The 23316-nt window shown below is 44.5% G+C and carries 24 protein-coding genes and 1 riboswitch; of the genes, 19 read left to right on the top strand and 5 right to left on the bottom strand.

Features of this window, described 5'->3' with window-relative positions; all coding sequences use genetic code 11:
* Positions 1-93 precede the first annotated feature (93 nt).
* From MHO32_RS05085 to MHO32_RS05070, 4 genes are all read left to right on the top strand, one after another.
* The gene (locus MHO32_RS05085; RefSeq protein ID WP_188014321.1) at positions 94-1416 is read left to right on the top strand and encodes an ABC1 kinase family protein; all 1323 of its coding nucleotides are present in this window, start codon (positions 94-96) and stop codon (positions 1414-1416) included.
* 74 nt (positions 1417-1490) lie between these two features.
* Positions 1491-2837 (top strand): magnesium transporter, encoded by a 1347-nt coding sequence (locus MHO32_RS05080; RefSeq protein WP_009696247.1) that lies wholly within the window; start codon positions 1491-1493, stop codon positions 2835-2837.
* 813 nt (positions 2838-3650) lie between these two features.
* Positions 3651-4889 carry a cytosine permease gene (gene codB / locus MHO32_RS05075; protein WP_038899256.1) on the top strand — a complete coding sequence of 413 codons (1239 nt, stop codon included), beginning with the start codon at positions 3651-3653 and terminating at the stop codon, positions 4887-4889.
* Positions 4890-4898: 9 nt separating this feature from the next.
* Positions 4899-6176 carry a cytosine deaminase gene (locus MHO32_RS05070; RefSeq protein ID WP_009702629.1) on the top strand — a complete coding sequence of 426 codons (1278 nt, stop codon included), beginning with the start codon at positions 4899-4901 and terminating at the stop codon, positions 6174-6176.
* A 50-nt stretch (positions 6177-6226) separates the two neighbouring features.
* On the opposite strand, the gene MHO32_RS05065 is transcribed toward MHO32_RS05070, so the two are convergent.
* Positions 6227-6409: a hypothetical protein gene (locus tag MHO32_RS05065; protein ID WP_005453531.1), complete on the bottom strand. Its 183-nt coding sequence runs from the start codon at positions 6407-6409 to the stop codon at positions 6227-6229.
* Positions 6410-6951: 542 nt separating this feature from the next.
* On the opposite strand from MHO32_RS05065, the gene MHO32_RS05060 reads away from it, so the two are divergent.
* From MHO32_RS05060 to MHO32_RS05015, 10 genes are all read left to right on the top strand, one after another.
* On the top strand, positions 6952-7722 hold the full coding sequence (locus MHO32_RS05060; RefSeq protein WP_009696250.1) for a hypothetical protein: 771 nt from the start codon (positions 6952-6954) through the stop codon (positions 7720-7722).
* Positions 7723-7828: 106 nt separating this feature from the next.
* Positions 7829-8482, top strand: a complete 654-nt coding sequence (locus tag MHO32_RS05055) for an HD domain-containing protein (RefSeq protein WP_017819324.1) — start codon at positions 7829-7831, stop codon at positions 8480-8482.
* 1 nt (position 8483) lies between these two features.
* Positions 8484-9221, top strand: coding sequence for a helix-turn-helix domain-containing protein (locus MHO32_RS05050; protein WP_029790062.1), 738 nt, complete (start codon positions 8484-8486; stop codon positions 9219-9221).
* Between the two features lie 10 nt (positions 9222-9231).
* Positions 9232-9591, top strand: coding sequence for a hypothetical protein (locus tag MHO32_RS05045; protein ID WP_239210782.1), 360 nt, complete (start codon positions 9232-9234; stop codon positions 9589-9591).
* A gap of 183 nt (positions 9592-9774) precedes the next feature.
* Positions 9775-11631 carry an MFS transporter gene (locus MHO32_RS05040; protein WP_239210780.1) on the top strand — a complete coding sequence of 619 codons (1857 nt, stop codon included), beginning with the start codon at positions 9775-9777 and terminating at the stop codon, positions 11629-11631.
* 59 nt (positions 11632-11690) lie between these two features.
* Entirely contained in the window at positions 11691-12308 is a 618-nt protein-coding gene (locus MHO32_RS05035) for a PGAP1-like alpha/beta domain-containing protein (RefSeq protein ID WP_239210777.1), read from the top strand.
* Between the two features lie 122 nt (positions 12309-12430).
* A riboswitch (FMN riboswitch) is annotated at positions 12431-12571 on the top strand.
* 173 nt (positions 12572-12744) lie between these two features.
* Positions 12745-13401: a 3,4-dihydroxy-2-butanone-4-phosphate synthase gene (gene ribB, locus MHO32_RS05030; RefSeq protein ID WP_005453519.1), complete on the top strand. Its 657-nt coding sequence runs from the start codon at positions 12745-12747 to the stop codon at positions 13399-13401.
* Between the two features lie 109 nt (positions 13402-13510).
* Complete coding sequence (locus MHO32_RS05025; protein WP_009696257.1) at positions 13511-14056, top strand: glutathione peroxidase; 546 nt, start codon at positions 13511-13513, stop codon at positions 14054-14056.
* 11 nt (positions 14057-14067) lie between these two features.
* Positions 14068-14514, top strand: a complete 447-nt coding sequence (locus MHO32_RS05020; RefSeq protein ID WP_005453517.1) for a DUF3429 domain-containing protein — start codon at positions 14068-14070, stop codon at positions 14512-14514.
* Positions 14515-14667: 153 nt separating this feature from the next.
* Entirely contained in the window at positions 14668-14913 is a 246-nt protein-coding gene (locus tag MHO32_RS05015) for a hypothetical protein (protein ID WP_005453516.1), read from the top strand.
* Between the two features lie 55 nt (positions 14914-14968).
* Here the strand turns inward: MHO32_RS05015 and MHO32_RS05010 are convergent, their stop codons facing one another.
* Positions 14969-15568, bottom strand: a complete 600-nt coding sequence (locus tag MHO32_RS05010) for a thiol:disulfide interchange protein DsbA/DsbL (protein WP_005453513.1) — start codon at positions 15566-15568, stop codon at positions 14969-14971.
* Between the two features lie 87 nt (positions 15569-15655).
* Positions 15656-16033 carry a hypothetical protein gene (locus tag MHO32_RS05005; RefSeq protein ID WP_005453511.1) on the bottom strand — a complete coding sequence of 126 codons (378 nt, stop codon included), beginning with the start codon at positions 16031-16033 and terminating at the stop codon, positions 15656-15658.
* A gap of 193 nt (positions 16034-16226) precedes the next feature.
* On the opposite strand from MHO32_RS05005, the gene MHO32_RS05000 reads away from it, so the two are divergent.
* Entirely contained in the window at positions 16227-16532 is a 306-nt protein-coding gene (locus MHO32_RS05000) for an isoamylase early set domain-containing protein (protein WP_009696260.1), read from the top strand.
* A 230-nt stretch (positions 16533-16762) separates the two neighbouring features.
* Positions 16763-17482, top strand: a complete 720-nt coding sequence (locus tag MHO32_RS04995; protein ID WP_005453507.1) for an SDR family oxidoreductase — start codon at positions 16763-16765, stop codon at positions 17480-17482.
* A gap of 84 nt (positions 17483-17566) precedes the next feature.
* Here MHO32_RS04995 and MHO32_RS04990 read toward each other — a convergent pair whose 3' ends face one another.
* Both MHO32_RS04990 and MHO32_RS04985 read right to left on the bottom strand, forming a co-directional pair.
* On the bottom strand, positions 17567-18022 hold the full coding sequence (locus tag MHO32_RS04990) for a prepilin-type N-terminal cleavage/methylation domain-containing protein (protein ID WP_005453505.1): 456 nt from the start codon (positions 18020-18022) through the stop codon (positions 17567-17569).
* Between the two features lie 170 nt (positions 18023-18192).
* A complete protein-coding gene (locus MHO32_RS04985; RefSeq protein WP_005453503.1) occupies positions 18193-18846 on the bottom strand; it encodes a GntR family transcriptional regulator in 654 nt (217 codons plus the stop codon).
* A 148-nt stretch (positions 18847-18994) separates the two neighbouring features.
* On the opposite strand from MHO32_RS04985, the gene MHO32_RS04980 reads away from it, so the two are divergent.
* The 3 genes from MHO32_RS04980 to MHO32_RS04970 all read left to right on the top strand — a co-directional run bounded on the left by MHO32_RS04980 (position 18995) and on the right by MHO32_RS04970 (position 23278).
* Positions 18995-20350, top strand: a complete 1356-nt coding sequence (locus tag MHO32_RS04980) for an FAD-dependent oxidoreductase (protein ID WP_009696263.1) — start codon at positions 18995-18997, stop codon at positions 20348-20350.
* Positions 20351-20360: 10 nt separating this feature from the next.
* The gene (locus MHO32_RS04975) at positions 20361-21485 is read left to right on the top strand and encodes a mandelate racemase/muconate lactonizing enzyme family protein (protein WP_239210776.1); all 1125 of its coding nucleotides are present in this window, start codon (positions 20361-20363) and stop codon (positions 21483-21485) included.
* Between the two features lie 188 nt (positions 21486-21673).
* Positions 21674-23278 (top strand): BCCT family transporter, encoded by a 1605-nt coding sequence (locus MHO32_RS04970; protein WP_005453498.1) that lies wholly within the window; start codon positions 21674-21676, stop codon positions 23276-23278.
* The last annotated feature ends 38 nt before the right edge of the window (positions 23279-23316 follow it).

Below are 23316 nucleotides of genomic sequence, written 5' to 3'. Positions count from 1 at the left end.
ACCGCCAGTTCTGCTGGCGGTTTTCTTTTCATTTGTATCCAAGCACGTACTTTTCCCGTATAACAAATAGTTAGTCATAAGCGGAGAAGATTCATGTCGGCAAAGGAAAGAAGCCTACCTACCCATCGTATCTCAAGATTCAGCAAGTTTGCTTCCCTTGCAACCCGTGTCGCAGGCAACGTAATTGCAGAAGGCACTAAACAAATCGCCAAAGGTAATAAACCTAAAGCGAAAGACCTGTTGCTGACGCCACAAAACATCGCGCGTTTAACAGACCAACTTGCTCACTTGCGTGGCGCTGCAATGAAGCTTGGTCAAATGCTCTCAATGGATGCTGGTGATGTTTTAGAACCTGAACTCGCCGATATTCTCTCCCGCCTTCGCTCCAACGCAGACCCGATGCCAGCCAAACAGCTAAATGGAGTAATGGAAAGTTCATTAGGGACGAATTGGAAAGCCGAGTTCCTGTCCTTTAACTTCAAGCCAATTGCCAGTGCCTCAATCGGACAAGTACACCAAGCCTACAGCGACGGAGGTGATAACCTAGCAGTCAAAGTGCAATATCCTGGCATAAGAAAGAGCATCGACAGCGACGTAGACAACGTGGGTACTTTGCTCAAAGTCGTTGGGTTGATTCCCGAGTCTGTTGATTACAAAGGGTTGCTGGAAGAAGCCAAAAAGCAACTGCATGATGAAGCCGATTACGCACGAGAAGCGCAATTTGCCATTCGTTATCATGACGCTTTGAAGGATCACCCTCATTTTGTCGTGCCAAAGATTCACACTGAAAGTTGTTCAGAATCCGTTCTCGCTATGGAATTCATTGATGGCAGCCCGATTGAGCAAATTGAATACTATGACCAAAATACGCGTGACTTCGTTATGCACAGCCTGCTCGAATTGCTATTCCGAGAGCTGTTCGAATTCAAGATGGTGCAAACCGATCCCAACTTTGCCAACTATTTATACATAGAGAACACCCGTCAAATCGGCTTGTTAGATTTCGGTGCGACTCGCGAGTACAGCGAACGATTCAGCACTGGTTATCGCCAAGCTTTTGCATCGGTTGTTAACGACGACGAACAAGGCTTGAACGATGCACTGGAACAGATTGGTTTCTTCAGTACAACCATCATGCCTACGCAGCGCCAAGCGATTCTTGATTTGGTAAAAATGGCCTGTGAGCCAATGTTAGTGGATGAGCCTTATGACTTCAAAGCTAGTGGTTTAGCCCAGAAACTTCGAGAAGCTGGAACCATTCTAAGCATGGAGCAAGACTACTGGCACACGCCACCAGCAGATGCCCTATTCCTACATAGAAAGATCGGCGGAATGTACTTGCTGGCAGCCCGTATTGGCGCAAAAGTGAACATTCGCCAATTGGTCTCACCTTACCTACAGATAAGTAACCAATAGGCTATTGTTTTTCTGCTATTTTCGAGTACCTTGATCAGCTGCCTATAAGAATAATCTGACTGTCGGGGTGCTCGGTGAGTAAGTTTCAAGACCTCTCCACTCTAATCGAACAAATTGTCCAAGCAGACGAAGCGGATCAAGTCACCGCTTTGAATGATTCTATCGAATGCGGTCTCGAGCCCGGTGCTGTTGCGCTGATCCTCGAAGCCTTTCCTATCGATGATCGTGTGCGCTTGTGGCGTGCATTACCACTAGAGCTACATATTGATGTACTAACGGAAATGCGTGCTGAAGTGCGCCTTTCTATCATCGAAGCATTATCGGAAATAGAGCTAAAGCTCACGCTAGCCAAGCTAGATAACTTATCTTTAATCGAATGGGCAGACTCTCTGCCAGAAGAGTTCATCAATGAAGCACTAGAGCTTATCGAGAAAGATGAACTTGAGCTTTATGATCAAGCGAACGAATACGAAGACGAACAACTCGGTCGTTGGGCAGAGCGTAAGATAATCACCCTCCCTTTTAATATCACCGTTGGTAAAGCAAGACGCTTGATGGAGCGCTATAGCTACGATACACCACAGCAAGTATATCTCATCAACCGTAAGAAACAGTTTCGTGGTGCGGTAAACTACTATGAAATCTTGCGTAGTGAAGCTGACGTCCGCCTTAAAACTTTAGCGATTGAGACCGTCACCGTACTCGATAGTAAAATGGAACTTCCGGAAGCAGTGGAAGCACTTGAGCACAGTGCGCTTCCGGCACTTCCGGTTACCGATGCGGATCAAACCCTGATCGGTGAAGTGGATTGGCAATTTGCATTGAGTACTCAACGTGAAATCTACGAAGCACGTTTGATGGCGGGTACCGGTATGGACGAAGGCGATGACTTATTCGCCCCTGTTTTAAAGAGTTCGCAAAAGCGTGGAGTTTGGTTGGGTATAAATTTACTCACTGCAATTCTAGCCTCCGTCACCATTGGTCTATTTGAAGACGTGATTGCACAGGTGGTCGCCCTTGCTGTGCTGATGCCAATAGTAGCCTCAATGGGTGGTATCGCTGGTAGCCAAACACTGACCCTGATGGTTCGTGCTATGGCATTAAACCAGATCACTCCAGGTAACCGTTTTGCATTACTCAAAAACGAATTGGGAATCGGCTCTCTTAATGCATTGCTGTGGGCGCTGATCATCGGTGGTTTAGCAGGGCTTTGGTTCCAATCTCCCGTATTGGGCGGCACCATTGCTCTGGCGATCATCGTCAATATTGTTACTGCAGCCTTATTTGGTGTGCTTATCCCAATAGTTTTAGACAAGCTCAAACTCGATCCAGCATTGGCGGGCTCAGTGATTCTGACCACGGTAACGGATGTCGTTGGCTTCTTTGCCTTCTTAGGTACCGCAAGCCTAGTAATGTTATAAAAAGAATTACTCTAGTTAATTAATTCATCATTAGCATTATAATTACAAATTGCAATCCGCATTTGCAATTTGCAACAAACAGCTAAATTTAGGCAACTCATATCACAGAAACCGTGTTTTTTCGGTGGTTTTAAAGTTGGCACACTAACTGCATTGTTTAAAGTGACCCTTCTTAAGCCGAGGGTCACCTAGCCAACTGACGTTGTTAGTGAACTTGAATTTGTTCACAAGTATATAAGCCAATCGCACTCTTTGCGGTTGGCTATTTTTTTGTCTATTCCTTCTCCAACTTCTTCGATTTACCCTCCCGCGCTCAGCAATTAACCTTATTGAATAACTTTACAATCGATTACACACGTAAAAGTTACGATGTTATCTGTTATAAATACCCACTTAACCCAAATCATCAAGTCAAACTTACAAAAGAATAAGCTTACAAATCGCCTTTCGATTAAATAACAAACAACGGTTACCAGCAAGCTCATAAAAACGTTTGCCAACCATCACTAAAATCAATCAAATCGCAATTTTATAAACAAACCACATAAATATGACATCATAACCACGAACCACCAATGACACCGATTTCATTACACATTACAGAAAACAAAACCCACTTGTAGCTAAACTTTTTTGATTTTTCAAAAAACCATAACACCATGTTTTAAAAAGCATTAATAAATAAAAACCTTAAAGCAAACGCTTGAGTGACAAAAAACTCATTGACTATGAGATTTACATCACGATAATACGCGCCGTTTGCCCAGAAATTGGGATCTATAATTCGTTTTAATTTTCTTTGCGGAGGTAAAAATGGCTGCAGACAATAACTACAGTCTTGGACCGGTTCCTAACACTGCCAGAAAGGGTGTTGCATCATTAACCATGGTAATGTTGGGACTCACTTTCTTCTCCGCAAGTATGTGGACAGGCGGTTCGCTCGGTACCGGACTTTCTTTTGATGATTTCTTCCTCGCTGTTCTTATTGGTAACCTAATCCTCGGCATCTACACTTCTTTCCTCGGTTACATCGGCGCTTCTACTGGCCTCTCCACTCACCTCCTTGCTCGTTTCTCTTTTGGCTCTAAAGGCTCTTGGCTTCCTTCCGCACTTCTTGGCGGTACACAAGTTGGTTGGTTTGGTGTTGGCGTAGCAATGTTTGCGATTCCAGTAAACAAAGCAACAGGCATTGACACAAACACACTCATTATCATTTCTGGTCTACTCATGACCGCAACGGTTTACTTCGGTATCTCTGCACTAATGGTACTTTCAGCGATTGCAGTACCAGCGATTGCTCTGCTTGGTGGTTACTCAGTAGTCGAAGCGGTAAACAGCGTTGGTGGTGTAGCTGAGCTACAAAAAGTACAACCAGCACAACCTATCGACTTTTCTGTAGCGCTAGCAATGGTCGTTGGCTCATTTGTCAGTGCAGGGACACTAACTGCAGATTTCGTACGTTTCGGCAAAAAGCCAAAAGGTGCCGTGATGGTCACAATGGTGGCATTCTTCATCGGTAACTCATTGATGTTCATCTTCGGTGCCGCAGGTGCCGCAGTAACCGGTCAATCAGACATTTCAGAAGTGATGATTGCGCAAGGTCTTCTTATCCCAGCTATCATCGTGCTTGGTTTAAACATCTGGACAACCAATGACAATGCGCTTTACGCATCAGGTCTAGGATTCTCCAACATCACAGGCTTGCCAAGTAAATACATCTCTATGGCAAACGGTTTAATAGGTACATTGTGCGCACTATGGCTGTACAATAACTTTGTAGGCTGGTTAACCTTCCTATCGCTTGCAATTCCACCAATTGGTGGCGTCATTATTGCGGACTTCTTCATGAACCGTAAACGTTACACAAATTTCGCAGCAGCAGAGTTCCAAACGGTCAACTGGGCTGGCATTATCGCGGTAGCGATTGGCGTTGCAGCAGGTCACTTCCTTCCGGGCGTAGTACCTGTGAACGCGGTACTAGGCGGCACAATCAGCTACCTGATTCTAAATCCTATTCTTAATAAAAAGACACTGGCACAGCAGCCAGCGTAAGGAACCATCATGACAACACTATTGATCAAGAACGCAACGCTTAAGGGACAGGAAGGTCTCCAGCAAATTTTGATTGAGGATGGTCAATTCAAGCGTATTGAAGACAATAATGTAGAACTAGATTACACAGGTGACACTCTTGATGCGGAGGGCGGCATGGCTGTCGCGCCATTCTGTGAGCCGCACATTCACCTAGACACCACGCAAACCGCTGGTGAGCCGAGCTGGAACATCTCTGGTACACTTTTCGAAGGTATCGAGCGTTGGGCTGAGCGCAAAGAAATGCTGTCGATTGAAGACGTAAAATCACGCGCGAAACAAACACTTAAGTGGCAAATTGCAAACGGTGTACAGCACGTTCGTACTCACGTTGACGTTTCTGACCCTACTCTAATTGCTCTAAAAGCAATGATAGAAGTACGCGAAGAAATGAAAGAATGGGTAGACATCCAAATCGTTGCGTTTCCACAAGAAGGCATTCTGTCTTATCCGAACGGCAAAGAATTGCTAGAAGAGGCAGTTCAGTTGGGTGCTGACGTTATTGGTGCTATTCCTCACTTTGAATTCACTCGTGAGTACGGCATCGAGTCTCTGCACTACGTTTTCGAACTGGCACAGAAATACGACCGTTTGATCGACGTACACTGTGATGAGATCGATGACGAGCAATCACGCTTTGTTGAAACACTTGCAGCGCTAGCGCACAAGTTCAACATGGGTCACAAGGTAACCGCAAGCCATACAACGGCGATGGGCTCTTACAACGGTGCTTACGCATCTCGCCTGTTCCGTCTGCTACGCATGTCTGGCATCAACTTTGTTGCAAACCCATTGGTAAACATCCACCTTCAAGGTCGCTTCGATGATTACCCGAAACGCCGTGGTGTGACTCGTGTAAAAGAAATGTTGAACGCCAACATCAACGTATGTTTTGGTCACGATGACGTCTTTGATCCTTGGTACCCACTAGGCACTGCAAACATGCTGCAAGTTCTGCACATGGGTCTGCACGTATGTCAGGTAATGGGTTACGACCAAATCAACAACTCACTTGATCTGATCAGCACCAATTCAGCACGCACACTGAACATTCAAGACAAACACGGCATTGAAGCAGGTAAGCCAGGTAGCTTGCTTATCCTTCCTGCAGAAAATGGTTTTGATGCAGTGCGCCGCCAAGTACCTGTTCGCTACTCTGTTCGCCACGGTAAAGTCATTGCTGAAACTCAACCGGCAACAACGCACATTCACCTTGGTCAACAAGAGCAAGTAACGTACAAGCGTTAATCTCTAATCTGCACATACAAAAAAGGGTCTGACTTGCATCAGACCCTTTTTTATTTCTTTACGCGTTGCGTTAGCTGTCTACGGCAACTAATGACATTTCTTAGCAACGAGGGTGTATTCCCTAAATAAACAACCTTGCCATCTTGATCAATGATTGCAGGAACAACCTTTAAGCCTTTCATGTCTGCGCCGTATTCCACCAACTTACGCTCTAGCTCATATAAATCCTGCATAGCTTAGGCTCAATTTATAATTCTCAATTTCGCGTGAATGCTATCCCTCTGAAGGAGGATTAATATTGATCCAGATCACAAAATGGCGATCCAGTTTATGCTTGGCTCAAACATGAGACAGCACAAGCGATCTTGCGCTATTTCCACCATTTTAGATTGTTATCTGTTGTGATATTACTTCAAATTATATTTCAGAATATAGATAGTTTACGTAATAAATATTTGCACTCATGCTGAACAAGCACTAAAGTTAGCAAGTTAGTTGAGCTTTATATTAAAAAGCCAAAAATCGCCCAAAGTAGATTTACCACTAACAACGTCAAAATTAGTGCTTATAAAATAAAAGAATAAAACCATATAGGGTCAACAGCGATGTTGACCCTTTTCTTTATCTCTTTTTTATCGAGCTATTCAGTTAAGATTTGAGCTTTTTAATAAAAATTATTTACATGTGATAACTGACGGTTATCAGCGAGATAAGTGGATTCACAATCAAACAGCGTTCAATAATAGCTCCGAACCAAACATCTCGGAGTGAACACATGAACATTTTCAACAAAACAACATTGGTCGCGGCGCTATCTCTTCCCCTACTTGCAGGATGCGTGACTCCGGGAGAAGACGATCCAAATGCATTAACAAAACAAGGAGCCGCTGGCGGTGCACTTCTCGGTCTTACTATGGGCGCATTAACTGGCGACGCAGAGCTTGCAATGAAAGGCGCTGTCGCAGGTGGTGTTGCTGGCGGAGTAGCAGGAGCTGGCGCAGATATTCACAACAATCGAGAAAACATCCGCCATGATAGCCGTAACGAAGCGATTGGTGGCATTAATGGCGGTCAGAATACAGCAACCACCAACGCACCTCAGCAATGGCAAGAAATCGATAACTTTGTTGGGGATTGGAACGTAAACATCCAAAACCACAATCGCGATTTTAAAGGCTTAGACGGCTTACAAGCGCACGGTTCTCTAGCGAAAACAACAGAAGCAAATATTAAGGTGACCAACTCGCAAGGTGTTGACCTTAATGCCGCATTCACGTTCGACCAACAAGCTGGCTATCAATTGACATTAACTAACCAAGCAAAAGATGTATCGGTCGCATTTGCAGGCGAGCAACAAGCGCAAAGCAACCGCTACAACTTCTATCCGATGAACATTAACGACGTTATCTATCAAGGAATTCCAACCGGTGATGTACGTGTGGAACTAGGTTTCGCAGGTCCAAACGTTTGGACCATCGATAGCTATGCATACATCGACGGAGCAGAGCAAAAAGTGCAGACGTTCCGCTTCACTCGTACACAATAAAACGACAACGTATTCATCGTAACATCGCAATAACAACATCTCATTTGGCAATTTAATAAAGGCTTAGGCATACTCTGTCTAAGCCTTTATTTTTTAGAATAAATCCATGTCTCAACTCAATACATCAGAGCTCAACCGATTTGAGTCTCAGTTCCTTCAATTTATGCAACAAGAGATGCAAACCGATGCGGCTCACGACCTCAGCCATGTCCGCCGCGTAGTCAAGACAGCTCGCCAGCTTGCACTTCAAGAAGGCGCTGAGTTAGCAGTTGTGTTACCCGCAGCCTATTTGCATGATTGTTTCACCTATCCCAAAGATCACCCAAACCGTAAACAAAGCTCTGCTATTGCTGCAACCAAAGCCATTTCGTTTCTTGAAAGTATCGATTACCCTGCTCAATACCATGACGCCATTGCCCACGCGATCGAATCGCACAGTTTTAGCGCCAATATTACGCCAAATACTTTGGAAGCTCAGGTCGTCCAAGACGCAGACCGCTTAGATGCGCTTGGCGCTATTGGCGTTACACGCTGTATTCAAGTCAGCACGCTATTTGATGCCACCTTGTATAACGAACAGGATATGTTTGCAGAGCATCGAGAACTGGAAGATAAACGATTCACCATCGATCACTTCCAAACCAAACTGTTTAAAATTGTAGATACGATGAACACCAAAGCGGCGTATGAAGAAGCTGTGAAGCGTAAAGCGTTTATGCAATCTTACCTAGAACAGTTGCGCCAAGAAGTAGAAGGTTAATATGTCGGAAAGTCACAACCTAATTAAAGAGCTTAAACGCCAGCTCAAGTTGTCCGGTATACACTATGTCGATGTAGCAAAGCACTTGGGCTTAAGCGAAGGTTCCGTAAAGCGCTTATTGGCAGAAGGCAGTCAAATTAGCCTCGATCGGTTGGAGCGAATCTGTCAACTAATTGGTTTGGAAATGGCAGAATTGTTTAAGCTATCAGCGGCACGTAACAAAGGGCTGGAATCGCTCACGTTAGAACAAGAAAAGCAGCTGGTCGACGATAAAGGCTTGTTGCTTGTTGCGGTATGTGTGGTTAATGGTTATCGCTTCGAGCAAATCATCGAGCAATACACCTTTGATGAATTGGAGCTCATACAAAAGCTCGCACAACTCGATCGTCTCAATATCATTGACTTGCTACCAGGCAATAAGATTCGTCTACGTATCTCCCCGACTTTTCGTTGGCACACTGGCGGTCCTATTCAGCGTTTCTTCCAACAACAAGTTCAAGATGCCTTCTTCCAAAGCTATTTCTCCGCCGAAGATGAAAAACTGGTGATGGCGACGGGGCTGATGAGCTTGCCAACAAACAAAAAGATGCAACAGAAGCTACAGAAGGTCATTGATGAGTTTTACCAAATCTGCCAAAGCGACGACTCATTAGACATGAACGAGAAACACGGTACTTCTCTAGTGATTGCCATGCGTCGCTGGACATTTCCGCTGTTTAAGCCTTGGGAACGTAAATAGGGACTACCTGATGCTCGATAAACTCAAAAGCCTATCTATCAAGACAAGACCTGTTCTCCCTTTATTCGTGTTAATTGCATTTGGTGGTTTTGCTGTGTTCGTTGCCACGCTTCTGCAACTTTCCAATATGGTTAAAGAGTCTTATCTGATTCCGAGTGGTGTAGCGGCTTTATGGGCTCTTGCCGCTTGGGTGATGATCTCAAGCTTTCAGCATGTTCCACAGCTTACGCCAAGCCTTGGCTTTTTCAAACGAATGAAAGCTCGCATGGTACGTCTGTTTTTTTATCTCATTGCTTTGGGCTTTATAGGATTGTCTGGCTTCATCCTATTTGTCACATTGAGAATGCTCAGTGTCTGGTTCCGACACTAAATTCATACTCGTAATACATAAAAGCACCAATTCGTATCAAATCACGAATTTATGCAATCAAAAGTAGCATTAAGTGTTACTTTTGGTTTCTCATAACGTAACTCTTTTCTTCACACTGGCTTCCTAAAGCCAAGCCTTTAAAGTGCTCCCATCTCAACGCTATTTCGCCTTTACGGAGCCAGCATGTTTCTCACTAAACGATTCTTCCCTTATTTCGTCACTCAGTGCCTTGGTGCACTGAACGACAATATCTACAAAAATGTTCTTTTACTGATGGTGACGTACAGCCAAATTGACTCACTGCCAATGTCGGTTGACCTTTTTGTTAACCTTGCTGCTGGCTTGTTTATCCTTCCCTTTTTTCTGTTTTCTGCCCACGCAGGAGCGATTGCAGACAACATGGACAAAGCAAAATTGATCCGCCGCTTAAAACTTATTGAATTAGTGATCATGAGTTGCGCTGCGACTGCCATTATGACGCAGAGTGCTATCCTGATGCTCGTCCTCCTCTTCATGACTGGTACTCAATCGGCTTACTTCGGTCCAGTGAAATACGCTCTACTTCCTCAAGCGCTAAAGTCGAATGAACTAGTGAAAGGTAACGCTTGGGTTGAGATGGGGACTTTCCTTTCGATTCTGATTGGTACATTAAGCGCTGGTCTATTGCTCGCAGTTCCAAACGGCATGATTATCGCCTCTTGCATTGTGATTACGCTATCTCTGCTTGGTCTGTTAAGCAGCGCTAACATCCCTTCTCTGCCAAGTAAGAAAAGTGACAAAGTAAAGTTCGAGCCTATTACTGGTTTGAAGAAAACGCTCAAACTGGCACAAAAACAACGCGGTATTTGGATGTCGATTCTAGCCATCAGTTGGTTCTGGTTTATGGGCGCAACTTACCTGACCCAATTTCCGAATTTTGCTCGCGAACACTTATTTGCAGACAGCACTGTGGTTTCTCTATTATTGGCTCTATTTTCAATTGGTATCGCTACGGGTTCATGGCTATGTGAGAAGTTGTCTTTCAATCAAGTAGAACTGGGCATTCTGCCATTTGGTATTTTGGGCTTAACAATTTTCAGTGCAGACCTTTTATGGGCGGTGCCTGCAATCGAATCTTTTCCAAGTCAGTATTATGATATACAAAACTTTGTTACTCAGTCTTCGCATATTCGAGTGATGATCGATTTGTTCTTGGTTGGTGTGAGCGGCGGTGTGTTTATTGTTCCCCTTTATGCGTTTATCCAATCACGCTCTGAAGAAGGCGAATGTGCTCAATCTATTGCAGCCAATAACATAATGAATGCACTATTTATGGTCGCTTCTGCTGCTGTTTCAATATTGATCTTAAGTGTTTTAGAGTTCTCTATCGTTGAACTGTTTGCCATTTTGGCCGTCGGTAACTTCATCATAGCTGTCTACGTTTACCGCCAAGTACCTGAGTTTACTCAGCGCTTTGTTAGCTACTTACTAAGCCACTGCTTGTACCGAGTATCCGTAACTGGTCGTCAGCACATCCCAGAGCAAGGTGCAGCCCTGATTGTGGCAAACCATGTGAGCTATGTAGATGCTTTGATTCTAATGGGCACATCAACCCGCCCTGTGCGATTTGTGATGGACAAATCAATCAGCGAGCTGCCTGTTCTTAAATACGTCTTCCGCCATGCTGGCGTCATCCCAATTTGCTCTCCACGCAAATGCGCAGAGACTTACAAAAAAGCTTTCGAACAGATTGAGCAGGCTCTTAGTAACGATGAAGTTGTTTGTATCTTCCCTGAAGGTCGCTTGACCTCAAATGGCGAACTAGGCGAGTTCAGACCAGGTGTTGAGAAGATTTTAAAGCGTACACCTGTACCCGTGATTCCAATGGCGTTAAAAGGCTTATGGGGATCTTTCTTCAGTCACAAAAATGGACATGCGTTAACTAAACGCCCTACTCGCTTTTGGTCTCGTATCGAAGTCAATATCGGTGAGTTATTGCAACCAGCCACACTAGATCGCCATTTGTTACAAAAAGAAGTGCAAGATTTGCTAATTCGCTGACAGTAGCCCTGTGGAGAATTTAGTAGGATAAAATCAACATCATAAATCTAGGAGGTATTATGAAAATCATCATCTTACATGGTCTTTATATGCATGGGCTGGTCATGCAGCCTCTTAGCCAAAAGCTGAGAAAGCTGGGCTACGAGACCCAAGTATTGAGTTACAACACGGTTTCAATTAATGAAGAATCGCTATTTAAGTCCATCGACAAAGCGCTTAACCCGTTGACTGCTAATGTGTTAGTGGGTCATAGCCTAGGTGGCTTGATGATTAAACGATACCTCGCAAGCAGAAAACCATCGACAAGCCTCGTCTCTCACGTTGTTGCAATTGGCTCACCGCTGAAAGGCGCTTCCATTGTGACTCGCATTCAGGGTTTAGGTTTAGGTGCGATTCTTGGTAACTCACCATACCATGGTCTGAATAAGCACGAGGACAGTTGGACTTTCCCACAAAAGCTTGGCAGCATCGCTGGCACGATGGCAATTGGTGCAAGACCCATTCTAATGCACAGAGACAACACCATGTCTGACGGTACGGTTACTGTCGATGAGACACGCTTAGAGGGCATGCAAGACCATATTGAGACCAAACAAACTCATACCAGCCTTATATACAACACCTACGTGCCTGCACAGATTGATCACTTTATCAAAACTGATCACTTCAGCCGATAGCGCACTTTTCCATCAAGTAGTTGCAATCTACTTTTCAAGCCAAGGCGTTCGCAGTACTATCCCTACTCCGACCACTCATTTGAGTGTCGGAGTTTTTTACTTCTGACCATATTGGTTGGATTCAATGTTCTCAGGGCGGGGCGAAATTCCCCACCGGCGGTATACTCTTTTGAGTGAGCCCGCGAGCGCTCGATTCGTCGAGGTCAGCAGATCTGGTGAGATGCCAGAGCCGACGGTTATAGTCCGGATGAAAGAGAATAAGAAAACATCAGCGTTTTCCTCAACGTTCTTTGTTGATGAACACTGGTGCACTTCTTTTTGGATCGCATTTTTATTGCGTGGGTTTGTGCCAACTTACCGTTGGCGGCTCAGCGCATGCATAAAATGTGACGATCCCTCATACCGCCCTGATTCTGGTGATATTTAGGAGTTAACCATGAATCAGTCATCACTACTTGCCGAATTTGGCGACCCAATTACTCGCGTTGAAAACGCACTTATCGCACTTAAAGAAGGTCGTGGGGTACTTCTTCTCGACGATGAAGATCGTGAAAACGAAGGCGACATCATTTATTCCGTAGAGCACTTAACCAATGAGCAAATGGCTCTTATGATCCGCGAATGCAGCGGTATTGTTTGTCTGTGTCTGACCGATGCTCAAGCAGACAAGTTGGAACTGCCACCAATGGTTGTAAACAACAACAGCGCAAACCAAACGGCTTTCACGGTTTCTATTGAAGCAAAACATGGTGTAACAACTGGCGTTTCTGCCGCTGACCGCGTGACGACCATCAAAACAGCTGCTAACCCAAATGCAAAACCAGACGACTTGGCTCGTCCTGGTCACGTGTTCCCGCTGCGCGCTCGTCCTGGTGGCGTAATGACTCGCCGTGGTCACACAGAAGGCACTATCGATCTAATGCAAATGGCAGGTTTGCAGCCTGCTGGCGTGTTATGTGAGGTGACAAATCCAGATGGCACTATGGCAAAAACACCAGAGATCGTCGCGTTTGGTCGTTTACACAACATGCCAGTACTGACCATCGAAGATATGGTTGCTTACCGTAATCAATTTGATTTGAAGCTAGCGTAATCAACACGTATTTGCTCTAGTAAAAAGCCGCTGAACTCAGCGGCTTTTTTGATCGATTTGGTTCCTTTTCTAGTAGTTATACTTAGTAAAAATAAAAGGAATCAACATCATGAAAGGAATTACTCGCAGCGCACTTATCGCGACACTACTCTCCACCAGCTCTTTGACTTTTGCATCGAGTTGCCCAGATATCTTGCAAGGTAAGCAACGACTTCTCAATTCAACAGAAGAAATAGCCCTGTGTGACGCCTTTAAAGGCAAAACACTATTGGTTGTGAACACCGCGAGCCAATGCGGCTTCACTCCCCAATTCGAGCAGCTGGAACAGCTACACCAAACGTACAAAGATCAAAACTTTTCAGTTGTCGGCTTTCCTAGTAACGACTTTCGTCAAGACCGTGGTAGCGAAGAGAAGACCGCAAAAATCTGTTACCTCGACTATGGTGTCACCTTCCCTATGATGGCTAAAACGTCTGTCCTAGGTGAGGATGCAAATCCAGTATTTACCCAGATCAGTACCCAAGCGGGCATTACACCGAAATGGAACTTCTACAAGTTCTTGATCAATAAAGAAGGCAAAGTCGTCGCGACCTTCCCAAGCTCAACCTCTCCAACAAGTACTACGCTTACTAACATGATTGAACAGCAACTGTAAGGAAGGCTGCTATGACAACCACACGTACGACGATGTTGCAATTGGGTTATTTGGGGCTGTTGCCATTTCTGTTCAGCTTGGTTCTCATCGTTACGGAAAGAACTTTGTTTAACTTGTCTGGGGAACAATTTTTTATCGCTTACAGTGCAGTGATTTTGAGTTTTCTCTCAGGGGTACTTTGGGGCAATGCTATTGATCATTTTTATCACCGCTTGAGTCGCAATGCATTGGTGCTCAGTAATTTATTTGTACTACTCGCTTGGGGAGCGCTACTACAAGGTAACAAACACTATTTGATTGCAACTCTGTTATTGGCTGCTGGTTACATTGCCGTTTGGTACGCGGAAAAGCTGATTCGGAAAATAGAAAAAGAGGCGGAGCCAAAAGGTTACCAGATGATGCGAGGCAAGCTCACGACAGGCGTAGTGCTCATGCATGGGTTGGTTTTAATTGCATAAGCTGGTCTGTCCACCTACCAGATCACAAAATTACTGTTGTTATATAAAACAATGTTCATTTCGTGAACCTATAGCAATTTTGAACACTGTTTTGTTCCAATTATGAACAGGCAAGCATATAAGTACTCAAAAGCATTCACAAAGGATATGAATATGTTTTTTCGTAAACTTCTTTTTAGTACTGCAGTTATCAACGCAACAGCAGGTTGCGTGTCTTACCAAGCTCATCAAGCTGCGGTCAATACGGTGAATAACACTGGCGTGGTTTTAAATACCGTGGTGAAAACCACTATAGCCCAACCTTGTAACGTTGCCGTCACCATGGCGAGCTTGTTTTACCCAAACGCGATCTTTATGACCGATATGCCAACAGCAGCTTGCACAGCCGTCCTACGCTAAAGCGAACAAAACAAAAAAATGGCGACCTCATTGGTCGCCATTTTTCATTTTATAATTAAAGCGTTAGTAAGTAGTTTACCAACTTGTTGTACTCATCGTAGCTTCGGATTTCGTTCGGTAATACGATGTACTTGTTGTTAACAACCACCCCCGGAACACCAGTCAACGTACTTTGCTTAAACTGCTTATCGAAACCCTTTTGCATCGAGTTTACGGCAAAGCTGTTGTATGCCGCATCAAATTTCTTACCATCTACCCCATTGTCCACAAAGATTTGCTTCAATTCAGCTTCATTTTGAGGTGCTTGACGTTTCTGGTGAATTTGAGCAAACATCGCCGGTACCATCGTCTTCTCTACGCCCAAAGACACCATTGTCGCGTATGACTTCGCCATCGGCACCGCCATATTGCCGCCCATAAATGCGACATGTACTTTCTCAAAACTCGCGTCTTTTGGTAGCGATGGTTTTAGGTTATCGATGACTGATTCAAATTTGTAACAGTGTGGGCAATAGAAAGAGAAAAATTCGGTTACTGTCGGTTTCTTCGACTTCTCTACGTCCAACACTTTGTAATGTTTACCCGCTTCAAATTGCGCAGCGTGAGCAGTGAATGCCAGTAATAGAGTGCTACAAAGAGCAAATAGCTTTTTCATGTTTGATTCCTTCAGGCACACGTGTGCCGTATTCATTAGTGAGTTTTTAAAAAGCCCAGCAGGGCTGGTTTGTGATGAATAAAAGGATCAAACAATAGGAGGACGGTAAGGTTTATAAACCACTGTCACTGCTTTCGGTGTGGGTGATTTATCGATCAGTGCGAGGCTATGCGGGAGCAAGATGACATCATCTTGCAAAAGGTTAGTTGGAATTTTCACGATACAGGAAGAGCTGCAACTGGTATGTGCTTGCTGCCCTTTTTCCATCAAGTGATCACTATGGTGCGACTCGATGCAATCCTTATTATCTACACCCATTTTTTGATGAAGTTCAGCGACAGGGTCTTTGTTTGAACTCACTTCAATTGGTGCCGTTGCTGCACGCACACTCGACACGACACCCGTTAGCAACATGGCTAATAGACAAAGCATTGTCGTCAGGAATGTACGGTTAAAACTCGGCATACAACTTCTTCAAAATATGGTGAATCTTCATCATACAGAATCCTTCTTTTCATACAAGCCAATCACTTAGTAGCACGTTCACAAACCAGAGGATTCTGACACTCGATACCGACTGCAATGCCGATAACACTTGAAATCCTTATGAAACCTGAGTAATAGTTAGATCAGTTTTTGTACAAACAAGGAAAGATTAATGCTTAAAAAGAGATTCTTTAAAACAAAAGACGAAGTCGAAGTCACGTTCGAGCTAGACAAAAACCAGTGGGAGTCGATTCAAATTGCAGGCGACTTTAACAACTGGCAACCAGAACCAATGAAGCTCGTGAAGAAAAGTGGACAGTTTAAATTTAAAACACGCTTGCCGAAAGAACAGAATATTCAGTTCCGTTACCTATTTAACGAAGCTGAGTGGGAAAACGACCCACAAGCGGATGCCTACGTACCAAATGGTTTTGGCAGTGATAACAGTGTCGTGTGCACTCAAGAGCAACCAGCTTAATCACACAGACAGAAAAGATAGGCGTACTCAGTGCGCCTTTTTTATCGCCAATTTTTCATCGAGTTACCATTAATTGTTGCTATATAACAACAGTGTTTTACCTAAAGTGATATATATCAACAAAAGCCATTTCCTTAATATACCCACATCGCAGCGAGATAGATGTTCTTAACTAAAAGCTGCTCTCATACAAAAGCAACTCTCAAACAAAGAGATGAAGGAAACAAAAGATGAAAAAACTGATTGTAATTACAGGTGCAAGTTCTGGTATCGGTGAAGCAATTGCCCGTCGTCTAAGCGATGAAGGTCACCCACTTCTTCTTCTTGCTCGTCGTGTAGAACGTTTGGAAGCACTAAACCTGCCAAACACGCTATGTGAGAAAGTAGACGTAACAGACAAGTCTTCATTTGAAGCTGCGATTGCGAAAGCGGAAGAGAAATTTGGTCCAGCTGATGCACTAGTAAACAACGCAGGTGTGATGCTACTTGGTCAAATTGACACACAAGATGCATCAGAATGGAAACGCATGTTCGACGTGAACGTACTTGGTCTGCTAAACGGCATGCAGTCTGTGCTTGCACCAATGAAATCACGTAACAGCGGTACTATCATCAACATCAGCTCAATCGCAGGCAAGAAAACGTTCCCTGATCACGCAGCTTACTGTGGCACTAAATTTGCGGTTCACGCGATTTCTGAAAACGTTCGTGAAGAAGTCGCAGCATCGAATGTTCGTGTAACAACAATTGCCCCTGGTGCGGTAGAAACCGAACTGCTTTCTCACACAACATCGCAAGAAATCAAAGATGGTTACGGCGCATGGAAAGAGGACATGGGCGGCGTTCTTGCTGCTGATGACATCGCACGTGCAGTTGTATTTGCTTACCAGCAGCCACAAAACGTTTGCATCCGTGAAATTGCATTAGCACCAACTAAGCAACAGCCTTAATCTATACGATTTTAAGACGACGAAATTCAAAAAGCGGCTTCAAAGCCGCTTTTTCTCTTTATGTAATCAACGCTCTTCATGTAATCAGCAATCTTCGGTAAATGAGGCGACCGTAACGCTACCGCCGGAGACAGCATCTTTGTAATAAACGTAGCATTTCTTGTGCCACACGTTATCTTTCGTAAAGCCAATAAATGCTTCCCTACCCGCGGCATCACTGCCTTTGTTTGTAACGTAAACTTGCTCAGCATCGATATTAAAGCTTCGCAAAACATTATCTCGGTGTGCAGTGGGATACCCATTACAGGTATAAATGTCATCGATATAGGTATAACACTGGTTTTCAAGACCTTGAGTCAGGGCCTTAGAGAACACAATATCCGAGCCTGTTTTCATCACCGCTTCGATTTCTTTTAATTTTGCCACGCGTCCATCACTAAAAAAACCTAAAATTCGAGGTGCAGAAGTGACAGACACGAGGGCCAATACAACGACAACAATAACCAGCTCTAACAAAGTAAACCCTTTGCTTCTCCTCATAATCAATCTCTCTACAAATCCAAGCAAGCCACCAAAGTAATGAAGAAAATTATTTCATAACTACATAGTCGCCACGTAAGCGTTTGTAAGAGGTCGTGCACTTCGTAGACAAAAAAGCCGAGCAGTTGCTTGCTCGGCTCAATCGGTTAACGCTGAAGAAGAAACCTTCTTTACTTCCTCGGCTTAATCGTTCGATAAGCCACATCAGTTAGGTAGTCATTTAGGCGATGTGATGCCGTGACCGCTTCCTCGGCATCAGTATGGCTGACAGCGCGTAAAACGGCAGCATGAAGAGAAGATGCTTCAACCAAATCTGAGTCTTGGTTTTTAAATGCAAACCAAAAGCGACGGGATAAACCTTGTAGTGGTGCCATCGCTAACTGTAGATATTCATTACATGCAGCTTTGACGAGCAAGGTATGGATTTCTTTAAGTAAAGACGCGTAAAGCAGGTCATCTTTGTTTTCTGCACAAGCTTCTAACTGCTCAGCCAACATTAACATCTGCTGCTTCTCTTCAACACTTGCTCGCGAGGCAGCGTAGTTGACACATAAGGCTTCAATGTCGCGACGGACTTCTAGGATCTTTAGTTGGCTCTCGACAGAGATTGCTGGGATTTGAATTCCACGTCGCGGGTGGATCTCAACCATACATTCATAAGCCAATCTTTGTAACGCTTCTCGAACAGGCGTTCGCCCAAGCTCTAACTCTTCTGCCAACTGCTTTTCACTGACCATACTCCCTGGTTCTAATTCGCGGAAGATGATCATTTTTTCAAGTTTGCTGTATGCAACTTCTGTCTTATTGACTGAATTTACGGTCATTCTCGTTCCTATTCCATTGATCAATCTTTTAGTGAGCAATCTCACGATAAGAAGTTTTGCCATTGTACCAAAAAAAGAAATACGAATATATTAAAAACATACAACTGATATATCAGATGAACATCAGTCATCTATTAGTGAGGTAAGAATGAAATCTTGGAACATTATCCGTCGTTATGAACACACTCCTGACCTACCTGTTTTGGCTGAAGTAGAAGTGTTAGTCATTGGCGGAGGTCCTGCTGGTGTTGCCGCAGCTGAAACGGCTGGTCGTCTAGGTAAGAACACTTGGCTAATTGAGAAATACGGTTTTTGCGGTGGTGCTGCCGTCGCGGGCTTATCTGGCACTATTTGTGGTATGTACATGGCATCGGACGATGAAAATGCACAGCCAGAACAAGTAGTATTCGGTTTTACAGAACGTTTTCGTCAAGCATTAGAAAACAAAGGTGGTGTCACTGCTCCACAGCGTTACGGTAAAACGTACACAGTGACGCACGATCCTTTGATGTGGCGTGAAGTTGCTGATGATTTCCTAGAGCAAGCAAATGTCAAAACTCTATTCCATACGTCAGTCACTGGCGTGATCATGGAAGGTGACACATTTAAAGGCGTGATCATCGAATCAAACGCAGGGCAAAGTATCATCTTAAGTAAACAGATCATCGATGCTTCTGGTGATGCTGCTGTGGTAGCTCGTGCGGGCATGGATTATTACTTTGGCGACAATGGTCGTATCCAAAACCCAACCATGTTCTTCCGTTTTGGCGGTGTCGATATGGACACTTATCTTGACTACTACGGCAACGACACGATCTGCCCTCCAAAAGTCACCGAAAATATTCTTGCAGCCAACGAAAGCGGCGAATACCAGTTGCCACGTCATAAGATTTGGATTTTCCCGACCACACGCGCGAATGAGCTGATGGTTAATGCGACACGCCTTGCAGGTCAAGATGGACGCATGCTGAACGTCATTGATCCTGAAGATTTCACAGAAGCCGAAGTGTTCGGTCGTCGCCAAGTTCGTGAGTACGCCCGTTTCTTGAATAACTTTGTTCCAGGTTGTGAACAGGCATTCGTTGTCGACACCGGTGTAGAAGTCGGCATTCGTCAAACGCGCTCTATTGTTGGTATCGAAACGCTAACTAATGAAGACGTTGTTAACTGTCGCAAGCGTGAAGACGGTATTTGCCGTACCCCTTGGCCTATTGAATTGCACTCCGGCGATAAACCAAAACTGCACTGGCTAATTAACGATTATTACGACATTCCATTCCATACGCTAGTGCCAGTGGTTGGTGAAAACATCATTGTTGCTGGCCGATGCTTGAGCGCTGAACACGAAGCGCTTGCTTCTGCTCGCGTCACCGCGCAATGCTTTGAGCTTGGTCATGCAGCTGGCGTTGCTGCTGCACAAGCGATTGATACAAATACGGCGATTCGTGACTTAAATGTCGCGGAGATTCGCGCCACCATGATTAAAAATGGCTCACGCCTGTAAGGACTGAAAAATGACCGATCTAAAAATTGAACGTGTAGAACTTTACGCTGTAGCAGACCGCGATGCAGCACCTGTACCATGGGCAGATAACCAAGAACCTTTGTTATACACCAATAACATCGTCCGTCTAATTTGTAACGATGGTACAGAGGGGTTAGGCGCAACAATCAGCTACACAGAGAATGATTTTGACCGCTGCATTATCGAATCTCAACGCACCATAGTTCCAGGTTTACTGGGTAAAAATCCATTGGCAACTCAAGAGCTCTACAACTGGTTAATGGCGCGTTGTACTTGGGGTGGTCTGCCGGCTAAAGCGCCAATTGATATTGCAGCATGGGACATCAAAGGCAAAAAAGCGGGCATGCCTCTTTACATGCTTTTAGGTGGCGCTCGAAACAAAATGTTGTCTTACGCATCGACGCCAATGTTCGACACCGTAGAAGAGTACTTCCCGTACCTAGACGACTGTATTGCACACGGCTTTAAAGCAATCAAGCTTCACTGCTACTGCGTGTACGAAAAGGACGTTGCCCTTGTTGACGCAGTTCAGGCTCGTTACGGCAAAACAGGCATTCGATTCATGCTTGATACGGCAACCTTCTACACGCCAGAACAAGCAATGGCAATGGCCAAACGCCTAGAACGCTACCACTGGGAATGGTTAGAAGCACCGGTTTCTGATTACGACTACAACACTTATAAACGCCTAGTTAAAAACACTGACCTTGAGATTTCTAGTCATGGTAACTGCTTGTTAACACTGCAAGAAGTGACCTATGCCTTATCACAAGAGATGTGGTCTGACATTCGCCAAGACGCGACGGTTTGCGGTGGTATTACACCTCTAAACAAATGCTTCCACATTGCAGAGGGCTTCTCTAAGAACCTAGAGATCCAATCAATGGGTTACACGCTAACGCAAGCCGCAAACCTGCACGTCGCTCTTGCGCATAACAACTGTAAATTCTTTGAACAATTCTACCCTTACGAAGACTTTGAGCTAGCGTCGAAAACCGTTATCCGCACCGACAAAGAAGGTTATGTCCGTGCTCCTAAAGGCAATGGCTTAGGTGTTGAAATGGATTGGGACAAAGTGAAAGAAATGTCTGTGGCGTCGTACGTTTTCGAATAAACCGCATGCTTCACGACATAAACAATTAATACAGAGACAGCAAAAGACTGACATCCCTCTAACCCTACACTGTCTGCCTTTCTAATTACTCGTATGGGAACGGGAGAAAGGCAGACACCCTGAGTGTCAGTGACAATAAACAAAGCCGTCCGAGTATTCTCATTAATAGACAATATTGGAAAGTCACAATGAAATTGAATACTTCAGAAATCGACTGGAAACTTACTTTTGGCAGTTTTGGATTTGTACTGCTTCTAGGTATTCTTGCAGTGGTATACCCAGAAGCCGTAAAAAGCACCATGAGCGGCATGCTAGATTTTACCGTCATTAACTTCGGTTCTGGTTTCCTTTGGTACACACTTTTCGCAACAGGTGCCCTATTGTTCCTCGCCTTTTCTAAATATGGCGATATTCGTATGGGCGACACCAAACCTAAGTTTACGAAATTCCAACTGTTCGCAATGGCATTGTCTGCCGGCATGGGCGCAAGCACCATGTACTGGGGCTTTATTGAAGCGGTATACTACTTCATGGACCCTCAGTTCGGTATTACAGATAAAGCCATGGCAATGGAATACGCTACGGCTTACAACATGTTCCACTGGGGCGCAGCAGGCTGGTTTATCTACCTCATTGTAGCCATCCCATTCGCCGTCGTATTCTACCTAAAGAAAAGCCGTCGAATGAGCTTAAGTGGTGTCATTAACTCACTGTTTGATGACCGTTTACCGGTTTGGGCGCAAAAGTTTATTGACCTACTGTTTATCATCACAACGCTTGCCGCAACCGCATTAACATTAGGTTTGGGCATCCCGATGATTTCCTCTAACCTAGCGAGCTTAACGGGCATTCCAGACAATTTAATGTTGGGTATTGGCGTTATCCTTGGGTTGTCAGTGATCTTCTCTCTCAGCTCTTACATCGGCATTGAGAAAGGCATGGCCCGCCTATCTAGTGCAACCATTTATATCTGTGCAGCGTTTGTTGGTATCATCTTCATCATCGGACCATCCGCTCTGATCATGAACAACTTAACCAATGGCATTGGTATCATGTTGACTGAATACATCCGCATGAGCACCAACACAGATCCATATGGCACAACGTTGTTCCCTCAATACTGGACGGTATTCTTCCTAGCGAACTGGATTTCTTACTCACCGGGTGTAGGTGTCTTCATCACTAAGATCATCCAAGGTCAGAAGCTAAAAGACGTGGTTCTCATCCTCGTGATTGGCGGCACAATGGGCTCTGCGGTTATCTTCGGTGTATGTGGCACCTTCTCAATGGATCTTGTAAACAACGGCGTCGTTGATGGTGTCAAACTGATTGGTGAAGGTCAGCCAACTGAGTTGGTGAAGCAAGTATTTGACTCAACATCTATTCCAATGTTGCTAACTGCTATCTACCTAGTCACGATGATTCTGTTTACAGTAACAACATTAGATGGCACCTCGTATTCACTAGCAGGCATCGCAACTAAACAGCTAGATGAAGAAGCAAACGTAAACCCAATGTTTCGTCTGTTCTGGTGCTTATTGCTAACAGCACTACCAATCATCTTCTTACTGATTAATGCTGACTTGAATATCCTTAAAGCGTTCCCTGTACTGATCATCGTATTGATCGTGCCAGTGTTCTTCATCGCGGCGGTTAAAACACTCCAATACCTTAAGCAAAACTACGGACAAATTATGGAGCATCAACGCCAACAAGACGAACTTCTTGCAAAACAAGCACAAGAGCAACAAGTTGAAGTAACAAACTCGACACCCGCTCCTCAAGCTAGCTAGCATCGACTTCTAACTCTCAAAAGCTCCGATAAACGTCG

The sequence above is a fragment of the Vibrio sp. MMH1-50 genome (assembly GCF_022347645.1).
In the GTDB taxonomy this organism is placed as follows: domain Bacteria; phylum Pseudomonadota; class Gammaproteobacteria; order Enterobacterales; family Vibrionaceae; genus Vibrio; species Vibrio harveyi.
Note: the sequence above shows the minus strand (reverse complement) of the source record. Positions and strands in the feature narration are given on the sequence as shown.

Bases quoted from the DNA above. Each gene is read 5' to 3' on its own strand.
- MHO32_RS05085 (WP_188014321.1), top strand. From the start codon at position 94: ATGTCGGCAAAGGAAAGAAGCCTACCTACCCATCGTATCTCAAGATTC.
- codB (WP_038899256.1), top strand. From the start codon at position 3,651: ATGGCTGCAGACAATAACTACAGTCTTGGACCGGTTCCTAACACTGCC.
- MHO32_RS05070 (WP_009702629.1), top strand. From the start codon at position 4,899: ATGACAACACTATTGATCAAGAACGCAACGCTTAAGGGACAGGAAGGT.
- MHO32_RS05065 (WP_005453531.1), bottom strand. From the start codon at position 6,409: ATGCAGGATTTATATGAGCTAGAGCGTAAGTTGGTGGAATACGGCGCA.
- MHO32_RS05060 (WP_009696250.1), top strand. From the start codon at position 6,952: ATGAACATTTTCAACAAAACAACATTGGTCGCGGCGCTATCTCTTCCC.
- MHO32_RS05055 (WP_017819324.1), top strand. From the start codon at position 7,829: ATGTCTCAACTCAATACATCAGAGCTCAACCGATTTGAGTCTCAGTTC.
- MHO32_RS05050 (WP_029790062.1), top strand. From the start codon at position 8,484: ATGTCGGAAAGTCACAACCTAATTAAAGAGCTTAAACGCCAGCTCAAG.
- MHO32_RS05045 (WP_239210782.1), top strand. From the start codon at position 9,232: ATGCTCGATAAACTCAAAAGCCTATCTATCAAGACAAGACCTGTTCTC.
- MHO32_RS05040 (WP_239210780.1), top strand. From the start codon at position 9,775: ATGTTTCTCACTAAACGATTCTTCCCTTATTTCGTCACTCAGTGCCTT.
- MHO32_RS05035 (WP_239210777.1), top strand. From the start codon at position 11,691: ATGAAAATCATCATCTTACATGGTCTTTATATGCATGGGCTGGTCATG.
- ribB (WP_005453519.1), top strand. From the start codon at position 12,745: ATGAATCAGTCATCACTACTTGCCGAATTTGGCGACCCAATTACTCGC.
- MHO32_RS05025 (WP_009696257.1), top strand. From the start codon at position 13,511: ATGAAAGGAATTACTCGCAGCGCACTTATCGCGACACTACTCTCCACC.
- MHO32_RS05020 (WP_005453517.1), top strand. From the start codon at position 14,068: ATGACAACCACACGTACGACGATGTTGCAATTGGGTTATTTGGGGCTG.
- MHO32_RS05015 (WP_005453516.1), top strand. From the start codon at position 14,668: ATGTTTTTTCGTAAACTTCTTTTTAGTACTGCAGTTATCAACGCAACA.
- MHO32_RS05010 (WP_005453513.1), bottom strand. From the start codon at position 15,568: ATGAAAAAGCTATTTGCTCTTTGTAGCACTCTATTACTGGCATTCACT.
- MHO32_RS05005 (WP_005453511.1), bottom strand. From the start codon at position 16,033: ATGCCGAGTTTTAACCGTACATTCCTGACGACAATGCTTTGTCTATTA.
- MHO32_RS05000 (WP_009696260.1), top strand. From the start codon at position 16,227: ATGCTTAAAAAGAGATTCTTTAAAACAAAAGACGAAGTCGAAGTCACG.
- MHO32_RS04995 (WP_005453507.1), top strand. From the start codon at position 16,763: ATGAAAAAACTGATTGTAATTACAGGTGCAAGTTCTGGTATCGGTGAA.
- MHO32_RS04990 (WP_005453505.1), bottom strand. From the start codon at position 18,022: ATGAGGAGAAGCAAAGGGTTTACTTTGTTAGAGCTGGTTATTGTTGTC.
- MHO32_RS04985 (WP_005453503.1), bottom strand. From the start codon at position 18,846: ATGACCGTAAATTCAGTCAATAAGACAGAAGTTGCATACAGCAAACTT.
- MHO32_RS04980 (WP_009696263.1), top strand. From the start codon at position 18,995: ATGAAATCTTGGAACATTATCCGTCGTTATGAACACACTCCTGACCTA.
- MHO32_RS04975 (WP_239210776.1), top strand. From the start codon at position 20,361: ATGACCGATCTAAAAATTGAACGTGTAGAACTTTACGCTGTAGCAGAC.
- MHO32_RS04970 (WP_005453498.1), top strand. From the start codon at position 21,674: ATGAAATTGAATACTTCAGAAATCGACTGGAAACTTACTTTTGGCAGT.